This window comes from Reyranella sp. (assembly GCF_036558665.1).
Lineage (GTDB): Bacteria > Pseudomonadota > Alphaproteobacteria > Reyranellales > Reyranellaceae > Reyranella.
Genome location: NZ_DATBFE010000013.1, coordinates 43,011 through 55,268, shown reverse-complemented (window position 1 = coordinate 55,268; position 12,258 = coordinate 43,011). Strand labels below are relative to the sequence as shown.

Annotated in this window: 9 protein-coding genes; 4 read left to right on the top strand and 5 right to left on the bottom strand. The window is 66.8% G+C overall.

Annotation, left to right across the window (positions count from 1 at the left end; all coding sequences use genetic code 11):
• Positions 1-28 precede the first annotated feature (28 nt).
• Positions 29-793 (bottom strand): SDR family NAD(P)-dependent oxidoreductase, encoded by a 765-nt coding sequence (locus VH499_RS02670; RefSeq protein WP_332051137.1) that lies wholly within the window; start codon positions 791-793, stop codon positions 29-31.
• Positions 794-852: 59 nt separating this feature from the next.
• Between VH499_RS02670 and VH499_RS02665 the strand changes: the two genes are divergently transcribed.
• Positions 853-1,608, top strand: coding sequence for a glucose 1-dehydrogenase (locus VH499_RS02665; RefSeq protein ID WP_332051136.1), 756 nt, complete (start codon positions 853-855; stop codon positions 1,606-1,608).
• On the opposite strand, the gene VH499_RS02660 is transcribed toward VH499_RS02665, so the two are convergent.
• Positions 1,609-2,748 carry an alanine racemase gene (locus tag VH499_RS02660; RefSeq protein WP_332051135.1) on the bottom strand — a complete coding sequence of 380 codons (1,140 nt, stop codon included), beginning with the start codon at positions 2,746-2,748 and terminating at the stop codon, positions 1,609-1,611. It lies immediately after the preceding gene.
• Positions 2,749-2,793: 45 nt separating this feature from the next.
• Between VH499_RS02660 and VH499_RS02655 the strand changes: the two genes are divergently transcribed.
• A complete protein-coding gene (locus VH499_RS02655) occupies positions 2,794-3,336 on the top strand; it encodes a hypothetical protein (RefSeq protein WP_332051134.1) in 543 nt (180 codons plus the stop codon).
• A gap of 7 nt (positions 3,337-3,343) precedes the next feature.
• Here the strand turns inward: VH499_RS02655 and VH499_RS02650 are convergent, their stop codons facing one another.
• Complete coding sequence (locus VH499_RS02650; protein ID WP_332051133.1) at positions 3,344-4,969, bottom strand: thiamine pyrophosphate-dependent enzyme; 1,626 nt, start codon at positions 4,967-4,969, stop codon at positions 3,344-3,346.
• A gap of 112 nt (positions 4,970-5,081) precedes the next feature.
• Between VH499_RS02650 and VH499_RS02645 the strand changes: the two genes are divergently transcribed.
• The gene (locus VH499_RS02645; RefSeq protein ID WP_332051132.1) at positions 5,082-7,631 is read left to right on the top strand and encodes a tetratricopeptide repeat protein; all 2,550 of its coding nucleotides are present in this window, start codon (positions 5,082-5,084) and stop codon (positions 7,629-7,631) included.
• Position 7,632: 1 nt separating this feature from the next.
• Here the strand turns inward: VH499_RS02645 and VH499_RS02640 are convergent, their stop codons facing one another.
• Positions 7,633-8,691, bottom strand: a complete 1,059-nt coding sequence (locus VH499_RS02640; protein ID WP_332051131.1) for a tellurite resistance/C4-dicarboxylate transporter family protein — start codon at positions 8,689-8,691, stop codon at positions 7,633-7,635.
• 133 nt (positions 8,692-8,824) lie between these two features.
• A complete protein-coding gene (locus tag VH499_RS02635) occupies positions 8,825-10,402 on the bottom strand; it encodes a winged helix-turn-helix domain-containing tetratricopeptide repeat protein (RefSeq protein ID WP_332051130.1) in 1,578 nt (525 codons plus the stop codon).
• A gap of 204 nt (positions 10,403-10,606) precedes the next feature.
• On the opposite strand from VH499_RS02635, the gene VH499_RS02630 reads away from it, so the two are divergent.
• Positions 10,607-12,094 carry a sulfatase family protein gene (locus tag VH499_RS02630; protein ID WP_332051129.1) on the top strand — a complete coding sequence of 496 codons (1,488 nt, stop codon included), beginning with the start codon at positions 10,607-10,609 and terminating at the stop codon, positions 12,092-12,094.
• The last annotated feature ends 164 nt before the right edge of the window (positions 12,095-12,258 follow it).

Sequence of the window (12,258 nt, the reverse complement as noted above, 5' to 3'; positions counted from 1 at the left end):
AGGGTCCAGTCGGTCCGTCCCTGGTCGTTCAGTATTGCACCCGTGTGGTTATCGCGCCGTCGACGATGAAATTGACGCCGGTGATGAAGGAAGCCGCCTTTCCTGCGAGGAAGGCAACGGGTGCCGCGACCTCCTGCGGCGTTCCCATGCGCCCCAGCGGGTTGCGCGCCAGCGTCCGCTTGTAGCGCTCGCTGCCGGCATCGCGCTGTCGTCCCCAGGTGTTGCCGTCCTCGAGGATCGACCCCGGCGAGACCATGTTCACACGCACGCCCCTGGGCGCCATCTCGATCGCCAGCGACTTCACGAACGGCACCAGCGCGGCCTTCACCGAGCGGTAGGGCTGGACCGGGCCCGGCCCGCCTTCGTTCAGCGATACGGTGCCGATGACGGTGCAGGTGGCGCCGTGGCCACTCTTCAGGAGATGCGGCATCGCGTACCGGACCGACTCGACCGTCGCGACGATGTCGATCTCGATGCTCTTGCGCCAGCCTTCGAGCGTGTCGTCGGTACCGAGCGCACTCACATTGGCGACGAAATGATCGATCCCGCCCCCCGCCGCGAAGGCGTCGATCCATTTCCTGAGCGCGGCGTGGTCGGTGACGTCGAGCGCCGCTCCCTGCACGCGCGCCTGGCGCGCGCGCCATTCCTCCTCGCGCTGCTTCACGAGCCCGGCGTCGCGGGCGCAGAAGCCGACGATCGCGCCTTCGGCGACGAAGGCGTCGACGATGGCGCGGCCGATGCTCTTCGTGCCGCCGGTGACAAGTGCGCGCTTGTCCTTGAGACCCAGGTCCATGGTTCCTCCGCGAGAAAGGCTCGCTTATAAGGCGGGCATAAAACGCGGGAGCGGCGGCGATGTCCAAGTTATTCGACCTCGGCGGCAAGGTGGCGCTGGTCACCGGCGCTTCCTCCGGACTTGGCGCCCATTTCGCGAAATGTCTGGCTGAGGCCGGAGCGTCGGTCGTGCTGGCAGCGCGGCGCGCCGATCGACTTCAATCCCTACAGGCGGAACTTGCGCGGAAAAACGTGACGTCGAAGGCCGTCGAGCTCGACGTGCAGTCGTCGGACTCGATTGCGGCGGCGCTCGAGGCGGCAGGTCCTCTCGACGTGGTGGTCAACAATGCCGGCGTCTCGATCGTGAAGCCGGCGCTCGAGATGCCGGAGAAGGACTGGGACGCCGTCGTCGACACCAACCTGCGCGGCGCCTGGCTGGTTGCACAGGGCGCGGCCAAACGCTGGGTCGCCGGGAAACAGCCGGGCTGCATCGTCAATATCGGCTCGATCCTCGGACTGCGGACGATCGGTCAGGTGGCACCGTACAATGCCTCCAAGGCCGGCCTCATCCATCTTACCCGCGCGCTGGCGATGGAATGGGCGCGCTACCGGATCCGCGTCAACGCGATCTGCCCGGGCTATATCGAAACCGAGATGAACAGCGCTTTCTGGAAGACGCCGGGCGGCCAGAAGCTGATCGAGCGAATTCCGCAACGCCGCATCGGCCAGCCCGGGCATCTCGACGGTGCATTGCTGCTGCTCGCTTCCGAAGCCGGCACGTTCATGACGGGCAGCGTGATCACCGTCGACGGCGGCCACACGGTGAGCTCGCTGTGATCACCAGCCGTTGACGCGGTCGTAGGTGTCGACCACGGACTTGCCGCCGTCGAGCTCGCTGTCGACGACGTAGTAGCGGTCGTAGGCGGCGGCCGTGATGCAGGCGTGGTTGGGCCAGACGCGCACGCGGCTGCCGATCGGCAGGTTGCCGAAGGGGATGGGATCGTCGGCGCCGACGAAGCCGTGCTCCTGCGAGCAGGCGACCACCGCCATGTCCTTGGCCGGCGCATCGGCGATGGTGCCGAAGCCGACCTTGGGCTGGAACTCCTGGGCACTGACGTCCTTGGAGAGCGCCAGTGCGCCGGCATCGATCAGGAGCTGGTTGCGGTGCGGATAGTGGCCGATCACCGAGGCCAGGACCGACAGCGCGAGATCCGCCGACCCGCAGGAGCCGATGAACTCCTGGTCGAGATCATTGAACACATAGACGCCCGGCCGCATCTCGGTGATGCCGCTGAAGTCGCGCGAATGGACCGCGGTCGGCGTCGAGCCGCCACTCACGATCGGGCAGGGAATGCCTGACGCACGCAGCTTCTCCGCCGCACCGACGATCGCCTGCCGCTCCTGCTCGGCGACGGCGGCAATCCCCTCGGGCGTGCTCTCATGATAGGAATGGCCGGCATGGGTCATCACGCCCGCGAGCTCGACGTTGGGCGCGTCGTGAAGGACGCGCGCAATGTCGAGCAGGCCCGGCAGCCCGGGCCACGGCAGGCCGGCGCGGCCGCCGCCGCTGTCGATCTCGATGAACACCGAGAAGGTATCGCCCTCCCTGGCGGCATCGGCGATGGCGCGCGCCACCGGCAGATTGTCGGTGACGACGCGCAGCTCGATGCCCTGGCGCCGGAGCTCCGTCACCGCTGCAAGCTTGGCGGGCACGATGCCGATGCCGTACAGGATGTCGGTGAAGCCGCCCTGCGCGAAATAGCGGGCTTCCGCGAGCGTCGAGACGGTAATGCGGCCGTCGTGGCCTTCGACCGCCATGCGCCCGATGGCCACCGACTTGGCGGTCTTGAGATGCGGCCGCAGCGCCACGCCCGCTTGGCGCATCCGGTCGCTCATGCGCCTCAGGTTGCGGCACAGGACGGCGCGGTCGAGAATGAGCGCCGGCGTCGGAAGATCCTCGATCGTCTGCGGTGCCATGGAATTGCTCTCCGGATGTCCTCTTCTACGACGGTCCCTTCGCGGATGCCCATCGAAAACGAACGCAAATACATCCTGCTCGACGACGACGGCCAACTCGAGACGCAGCTGGCGAAACTGCCGGGTATCGCGCGGTCGGTGCTTCGCCAGGCCTATCTCGACGGGTCGGGCGTGCGCATCCGTGCGATCGCGAAGGGCGATGCCGTTCGCCATGTCTTCACCTTCAAGCGGCCGGTCGAGGGCCGGATGGTCGAGATCGAGACCGACATCGCGGCCGCCGACTTCGCGCGCCTGTGGACGTTGCGCCGCGAGACGCTGAGCAAGGTCCGCTATTCGTGGGAGGACGGGCGCTTCCACTGGGACGTCGATTTCTTCAAGACCGACGAGGGCACGACCTACTTCGCGCTGGCCGAGGTCGAGATGCCGGAAGACGAGACCGTTCCGCCGTCGGCGCCGCCCCCACTGGCGCGGCACGTGCTCGGCCTCGCGCCGCTCGGCGATCCGCGCTTCACCTCCAAGCGATTGGCCGATCAAGTCCATGCCGAACGCCTGCTCGGCGACATCAGGCGCTCGGGCAAGGTCGAGTAGCGCCCGTTCAGGCGCGGCGCGGCTGGGCGATCAGCGCCCACGGATCGGGCAGGGGCCCGACCGGACAGTCGATCAGCATCGGGCCGCCGCGCGCCAGTCCGCGCGAGATCGCAGCACCGAGCTCGGCCGGCGACTTCGCCCGCTCGGCGGCGACGCCGAAGCTCTCGCCGAGCTTCACGAAATCGGGGTTGTGCAGGTCGGAGGCGATGGTGCGGTTGTTGAAGGCCTGCTGCTGGATGCGCTTCACGTTGCCGTAGGCCCCGTCGCTGAACACGACGGCGACGACGCCGATATTGTTCTGCGCCGCCGTGGCCATCTCCATCGCCGTGAACAGGAAGCCGCCGTCGCCGCTGATCGAGACCACGGGCGTGCCGGCGCTGGCAACCTTGGCGCCGAGCGAGGTGGCATAGCCCCAGCCGAGCGTGCCCTGGTAGCCGGGCGAGAGGAAGGTACGCGGCCTGTAAGTCGGATAGGCGAGGCGCGCGGCGTAGCCCATCTGCGTCAGCTCGTCGACCAGGATGCCATCCTCGGGCAGGGCGGCGCGAATCGCATCGAGGTAGGAAACCTGTGGCGCCAGCGTCTCGCGCACCTTCTTGACCGCTGCCGCCCTGGTCTCGGCAATCGCATCGGCGCGCCCGTTGCGCTTGGTGTTGTGCCTGCCCAGCCGCTCGGCCAGCGCCTTCAACGTGGCGGCGGCATCGCCGATGATGCCGATCTCGGGCTTGCGCTGGCGGTCGAGCTCCTCGCCGTCGATGTCGATGCGGATGATCTTGAGATCGTCGCTGAGACCCCAGGTCATCTGCTGCTGCTGCAGGCGGGTGCCCACCGCGAGCACGACGTCGGCCTCGCTCCAGAACCGGTAGGCGGCGAGCGCCGTCACCGACAGGCGATGGCGGCCGTCGATCACGCCTTGTCCCATGCGTCCGGTGGCGACCGGCGCCTCCAGCATCTCGGCGATCTCCCGCACATGCCGGCCGGCGTCCTGTGCGCCGCCGCCGACCACGATCATCGGCTTGCGCGCGCCGCCGAGCAGCCTGGCCGCGCGCTCGACCGCCTCTTCGTCGACCAGGCACGGATCCGCCTTGGCAGCCGCTGCCGGCAGCTCGACCGGCATCCTGCGCGCCCAGGTATCCATCGCGCATTCGAGCGCGACCGGACGGCGGCGGCCGGAGAGCAGGCGACGGAAGGCTTCGTTCACCAGCCCCGGCGCCTCGCCGGGCGAGGTGATGCGATCGGCCCATTTGGTGAGGCCGCGCATGATCGAAAGCTGGTCAGGCAATTCATGCAGCAGGCCGACATTGCGGCCGATCATCGCCTGCTGGATCTGGCCGGTCAGCGCCAGCACCGGCGCGTTCACGGCGTAGGCCGTGGACAAGGCCGCCGTCGTGTTGAGGAAACCGGGGCCGGGCACGACGACATAGGCCGAGGGCTTGCCGGTCGCCATCGCATGGCCCAGCGCCATGTAGGCGCAGGCCTGCTCGTGCCGGGCATGGATCGGACGAATCGCGTTGGTCCGGTCATAGAGCGCATCGAAGAACGGATCGTTCTGGACGCCGGGAAGGCAGAACAGCGTGTCGATGCCGTTGAGCTCGAGCATCGAGACGACGGCCTGGGCGGTGGTCAGCGTTTTCATCGGCCTACTCTACACGCGCGTCGACGGGCGCTCGATCACCCTGGCCGGGATTGTCGCACTGCCGATGGAGATTGTTGGTGACCCATGATATGGTCACCGCGAAGGCGTGGAAATGAGCAGCGGCAGAGTAGGGGTACGGCGGGGCATCGGTCGACCGGCAATCCGGATCGCCCTGGCCGCGCTTGCTCTTTCGATCGTCGCGACCGACAGCTCGGCCCAGACCGCAGGACCGTCGTCTTCCGGGCCCGCTCTCCCGGCGACGACCAGCGCCAGCGCCGATGCCTGCTACGCCGGCTACGGCGTGCTGCCGCGCGAGAAGATCAAGGTCTGCAGCGAGGCGATCGAGAAGGGCGGCTTGAGCGGCATTCCCCTGGCGCTGGCGTATTTCAACCGCGCCGCTGCATCGGGCAGCATCGGCGAGCGGACCGAGTCGCAGGCCGACTACAGGCAGTCGCTGACGCTGTTCAACCAGGCCATCCAGAGCTCGGCGCCGAGCGCGCCGCTCCTGTTCCAGCGCGGCCTCGTCTATCACGCGATGGGCGAGGCCGACGAGGCGATCGTCGACTACAGCGACGCGATCCGCCTGGCGCCCAAGGAGGCCTATGCCTACGTCAATCGCGGCATCGTCCTCTACACCCGGAAGAACAACGACGAAGGCGCCATCCACGACTTCGACTCGGCGATCAGGCTCGACCGCTGCGAGGTGACCGCCCTGATCAATCGCGGCGTCGTCTACAGGCGCCGGGGCAATATCGATCAGGCCGTCTCGGACTTCACCACCGCGATCGCCTGCCTGCCCGCCAATGCCTCGCCGGTGCGGCCGGGCGGCGAGGTTCCGGCCGGCAGGGTCGTGGATGCGGCCTATCTCCAGGGCGTGCAGGCCGCCGTGCAGCTTGCCAATGCCCACTATCAGCGCGGCCTCGCCTATCTCTACCGGGCGGGCAAGGATGCGAAGCAGCCCAGGCCCGCGCTCGACCAGGCGCTGGCCGATTTCTCGGCGGCGATCCGCATCGATCCGACGGTGGCCGCGCATTTCATCGGCCGTGCCTCGGTCTACATGGAGCTGCACGACTTCAAGCCGGCCGTCGCCGACTTCAGCGAGGCGCTGCGGCTCGCGCCGGGCAACGCATTCGCGTACCTGCATCGCGGCATCGCCTGGCATTCGCTGAACGAGGCCGACCGCGCCATCGCCGACTACACCGAGGCCCATCGCCTTGATCCGCGCGACGCCGTTCCCCTGATCGACCGCGGCATCGTCTACTACTCCCGCAAGAACGACTACGATCGCGCCATCGCCGACTTCACGGCAGCGCTCGAGATCGATCCCAAGGCGATCGATGCGCTCCTCAATCGCGGCACCTGCTGGCAGGAGAAGGGCGAGCTCGACAGGGCGATCGCCGATTTCAGCGAGGCGCTGCGGCTCGGCCTGCAGACCGCCGACGCGCTCGGCTTCGGCTCCGGCGATCCGCAAGCGGCCCGCCACTGGGCGCAGGTGGCGGATGCGCGCTACCGGCGCGGCACCGCCTACGCCGCCAAGGGTGAGGCCGACCAGGCGCTGGCCGACTTCGACGAATCGATCCGGCTCGACCCCAGCCGGTCGCAGGCCTTCGTCGCGCGCGGCGGCGTCTGGCTGGTGCGCCGCGACTACAAGCGCGCCATCGCCGATTTCGACGACGGCATCCGGCTCGATCCGGGCTACGCCTTCGCCTACTTCCAGCGCGGCTTCGCCTTCCACGCCCTGAACCAGCTGGACAAGGCCTATGCCGACTACACGAAGTCGATCGAGCTCGATCCGAAATACATCACCGCCTATCTCGACCGCGGCATCCTCGACTACACGCGGCGGCGCGATTTCAACGCAGCGCTCGCCGACTTCGCCACGGCCCTGAAGCTCGACCCCGGCAATGTCGAGGCGTTCATGCATCGCGGCATGGCCTATGGCGCAAGCGGCGACTTCGACAAGGGCCTGGCCGATCTCGACCGCGCGGTCGGCCTGGCGCCGGACTCCGCCAAGCCCTACGCCTATCGCGCCACGCTCCACGCGCTGCACGGCGACAGCGAGGCGGCGCTCGCCGACTTCGGTACCGCCATCCGGCTCGATCCCAAGTCGGCGGACGCCTATCTCCATCGCGCCGGGCTCTATGCGCGCCTGGGCCAGCACGACAAGGCGATCGCCGATCTCGACCGCGCGATCGCGCTCGCGCCGGCCTCGGCCACCGCCTACTACAACCGCGGCTTTTCCCGTTTCGCCGAGGGCCGCTACGACGCGGCCATCGCCGACTACAGCGAGGCGATCAGGCTCGAGCCCGGCCTCGCGGTGGCCTACACCAATCGCTGCCTGAGCCGCGCCATCGCCGGCCAGCCGGCGGCGGAGGCCATGGCCGATTGCGACCAGGCGCTCAAGCTCGACCCTGCGAACCTCGATGCGCGCGACACCCGCGGCTTCATCTATCTCAAAGGCGGCGAGTTCGCGAACGCGATCGCCGAATACAGCCTCGCGCTGCAGGCCGATCCCAACCATGCCCGCGCGCTCTACGGACGCGGCCTCGCCCGGGCGAAGAGCGGCGACAAGGCCGGCGGCGAGGCCGACATGAGCGCGGCGACCCGGCTCGCCCCGACCATCGCCGGCGACTTCACCAGGTTCGGCGTCACCATCAACTGAGCTATCGCGACCCGGGCTGCGCGTTGCGACCTGGCCGCACGAGCTGCACCGACATGCCGATGAAGGTCAAAACCCAGGCGAACAGCGCCGCCCAGAACAATGTCTGCGAGATCGGGTCGAGGAAGGGCAGACCGGCGACGCGGGCGTATTCGTGGGTGGCGGCGGCGTACATGCCGAGCGGAAAGACCGCCGACCACAGGCCGGGGTCGTAGCCGTGCGGGCCGCGCTGCATCTCCTTCCAGATGAACAGGATCACGAGCAGCGGGATCCAGAACGTGCTCGTCGCCCACAACAGCACGGTGAAGGACGGCACCAGGCGCAGCAGCGGCGCCAGCACGGCGTCGCTGCCGGGCAGGGCCATCAACTGCGCGCCGGCGAGCGTCGCGATGGCGACGGCGCCCATGTTGATCCACCACGGCGCCCCCATTTCGGCGGCGTGCATCGGGCGGAAGATCCAGCGGAAGAAGATCAGCGCCGACAAGAGCACGTAGAGCATCGAGCCCAGCAGGTAGAAGGCGAGGGAGGCGAAGACGAGCGGCGCCGACGCTCCGGTCCCGAGCGCCAGCAGGCAGCTCAGCACCGAGAGCGATTCGGTCGCCACCACGAGCAACAGCCAGGCGCCGTTCAGGCCATGCTCGAGGTCGGGCTTGGCGATGCGCACCGTGACGGCACTCAGGAAGCCGTAGACCAGCACCGCCCACAGCCCGACGCTCGACCAGAACAGCGCGGCCAGCAGGCCGGTCAGCACGTGGAAGACGGCGAACTGGCTGCCCAGCACGCCGTTGGCGGCGACGATGGTGAGGAACGTCGGCCCGCGCTCGTGGCTGGCGAGGTCGGCGACGACGGCGCCGGGAAAGCGGATCAGCCGCGCCAGCAGGATGGCCCACAGGACCGGGTAGGCCGCGAGCGCGATCGCGAACAAGACCCACGACAGCGCCTCGTGGTGCAGCAGGCGCGCGGCCACGGCGACGATCCCGGTGCCCATCACCAGGGCGAAGTAGCCGGGAAAGAAGTCCCTCAGCCATCCGGGGCCGGCTTCGGCCGTCGATCCGGTCGCCATCGTTCGCTTCCAGGAAGGGCGTGGTTTCAGTCACCGGATATAGGTATCGAACGTGGCCCATGAGGGACGGTCGGCTACCGGCGCCGCTGTCCCTCGGTCTGCCGCGGCAAAATGTGCCATCTGATCGGTCTGTTCATTTCCCGGGCAGGCCCGCCTTGCGCAGGCCATCAAGGAAATGCTCGACATCCTCGGTACGCTTGAACAGCGCCAGTTGCCTTTGCGTGCCGTCGATCGTGTACTTCGGATCGATCCGCAGGATCTCGGCGGCCTCTGCGTGGGCTCCATCGAGCTGCCCGAGCTGCGCCAGGTTGGCGGCAAGGAAAACGTGACCTTGCCTCATGTTTGGGACCCGCAACGCAAGTGCGCGGAGGGGAGGCAGCGCCTCCGAATACTCGTTCAGCATATAGTGGGCGAGCCCCAACTGGCCCAGCGCCCACGGTGAACAAAACGGATCATAGCGGATGTGCGTCTCGATGACCGTGATGGCCCTCGCAGGCTCTCCCGCGCGCAGTAGCGCCATGCCGAACCACCAATCCGTAAAATTAGGGTTCAGCGCAACCGCCTTCTCGAATTCGGCGATGGCCTGCTCATGCTGGCCCTCGAAGGTCAGCACTCCTCCGAGCTGGGCATGCGTGATCGGTAGATCGGGGCCAAGCTGAAGCGACTTTCGAGCGAAGCGATGCGCGCGTTCGAGGGCGGCAGGGTTCAGGTGGTCTTCATCCAGCGGCTGGATCCAGGCGGCCAGGTGAGTTTGCGAAAGCATGGCGTAGGCGCGAGCGTAGTTTGGGTCGAGGAAAATGGAGCGCTCGAGGAGACGTCGAGCTTCGTAGAGAAGACGCCGCGCTTCGTGAAGGTCGGCCGCGTTGCGCGCCGACCAGACATCTGAAGCGCGCATCAGGAAATCATATGCCTGCCAGGTTGCTGGCGGTTTCAAAAGCGTGCGTTCGGCTTCGGCCTTGCTTACCTGGACGACCAGGATCGAGACGATCGTACGGGAAACTTCGTCCTGGACAGCGAAGACGTCCTTCAGCTCGCGGTCGTAGCGCTCTCCCCAACGCTGCGCGCCGGTCACGGCATCGATGAGCTGAGCACCGATGCGGACGCGATCGCCCGCGCGACGGATGCTTCCCTCGAGGACGTAGCGCACGCCGAGCTCATGGCCGACCTGACGTATGTCCGGTGATCTACCCTTGAACTGAAAGCTCGAGTTCCGGGCGATGACGAACAGCTCGGAGAAACGGGACAGCTCGGTGATGATATCCTCGGTGATGCCGTCACTGAAATATTCCTGCCCCGGGTCGCCACCCATGTTGGTGAAGGCGAGAACCGCGATCGAGGGCCTGTCCGGCAGGGCGAGGCGGGGCGTCGACGGTTGCCAGCCAATCTCCGACCCGCCGGCCTGTTGCTCCAGCACCGTGCCCACGAAGCGGATGCCTTTCCGAGGCACGGTCTTGATAAGACGCTGCGCCTTGCCGTTGTCGTCAATCGCACATCGTGCTGCGTTGATGCGGGTCGTCATGGCCGAGTCGGAGACGATCCGCCCCGCCCAGACGGCGGCAATCAAGTCGCCCCTGCTGACCACACGCCCGCGGTTTCGGATCAGGTACTCCAGAAGGTCGAAAGCTTGCGGCTCGAGCCGCACAACCTCGCTTCGTCGGCACAGTTCCCGCCGGTCCGTGTCGAGCGCATAGTCCTCAAACAGATAGCGCATTCGCTGTTCCGGCAATCGCTGGGCGGCCTCGTCAGCGAGGCTAGCACACGCATCGGTAGGCAAAAACAAGATGGCGGTAAGGAAAAGGAAGCCCTTCTGAAGGCACGGACCACTGCCGAGGCGTATTTTCATGCAGCAACTTCGGACGCCTCGGGTGCGGCCCGATGATCTCGGCCGCCAGCCCGGCTGGGAGGAGGAAGAGCTATGGTACAACCGCGCGAGATCTCTCGGCGCCGATTTGTCCGGGCGACTGCTGCGAGCTCATTGGCACTGGCTGGACTGGGCCCTGGTCGCCCGGCCTGGACTCAACCGACAAGACCGAACATCGTCTTCATTCTGGCGGATGATCTCGGCTACGCCGACGTGAGCTGCTACGGCCAGCGCGACTTTGCGACTGCGAGCATCGACCGGCTGGCTGTCGAGGGACTGAGGTTCACGCAAGGGTACGCCAATTCCCCGGTTTGCTCGGCGACGCGGGTAGCGCTGATGACCGGCCGCTACCAATACCGCCTCGCCGTGGGACTCGAGGAGCCAATAGGTCCAACCAGCCCCGGGAATGCAGGCCTGCCGCCAGATCATCCCACTCTGCCTTCGCTCCTGAAGAAGGTTGGCTATGCCACCGCGCTGGTCGGCAAATGGCATCTCGGCTTCCTGCCTGATTTCAGCCCGTTGAAGAGCGGCTATGACCACTTCTTCGGCGTCCTCGCCGGTGCTGCAGACTATTTCAATCATGGTCCGGACGCGCTGCGCAGTCTCGCGTTCGGCCAACCCGGCGGCCTTGTCTACGGCCAGCTCCACGAACAGGAAGTGCCGGTGGAGCGGCATGGCTACTTGACGAACCTGCTGGGAGACCGGGCCGTCCAACTGATCGAAAAATATGCCAGCTCGCGAGAGCCGTTTCTGCTGAGCCTGCATTTCACTGCTCCCCACTGGCCATGGGAGAGCCCGGACGACGAGGCCGAGTCCTTGCGCATCAGGGACTTCTTTCACCGGGACGGCGGATCGCAAAGAACCTACGCCGCCATGGTGCAGAGCCTGGACAGCAATATCGGCCGGGTATTGCGCGCGCTCGACGCGAATGGGCTTGCCGACAACACCGTCGTCGTCTTCACCAGCGACAACGGGGGCGAGCGGTTCTCCAATGTTTGGCCGTTCACCGGGATGAAAGAGGAATTGCTCGAAGGCGGCCTTCGCGTACCGTCGATCGTGCGCTGGCCCGGGCGGATCGCCGCAGGATCGGTGTCCGAGCAGATCATTGCCACGATGGACTGGATGCCGACGTTGTTGGCAGCAGTCGGCACGTCGCCGGACTCGCTCCATCCATCCGATGGCGAGGACCTGGGGCCGATCCTGTCTGGAAATGTGGAGCCGCATCCGCGCAAGCTCTACTGGCGCTATCATTCCGGATCGCAGCGCGCCATCCGCGACGGCAACTGGAAATACCTGCGCATTGCCGGTAACGAGTTTCTCTTCGATCTGGCCAGAGACCTGCGCGAGAGGGCCAATCTGAAGGATCGGGAAAGAAATGTCTTTGAACGATTGAAACGCGATTGGGAGGCCTGGAACGAAACCATGCTGCCGGAACGGCCGCGGCCGATGCGCTACGGCAATCCGGGCAATGGCATGGCAGATCACTACGGCGTGGTTAATCCGGCGCCCAACTCCGCACCGCTCAGTCTACCCAGGAACTGATGATTGGCTAGGCCGAGCCAATCTGACATGTGTCCACCATGTCCCGAACACGTCGGCCCTGTCCCGGGTCTTAAAACGGTTCGTTTGTCGGGGAGAGGCCGGATCCCTCATGGTCCTCCTTGCGGGCCGGCGCCTTTCCTGACCAATATCTCGCCGCTTCCATC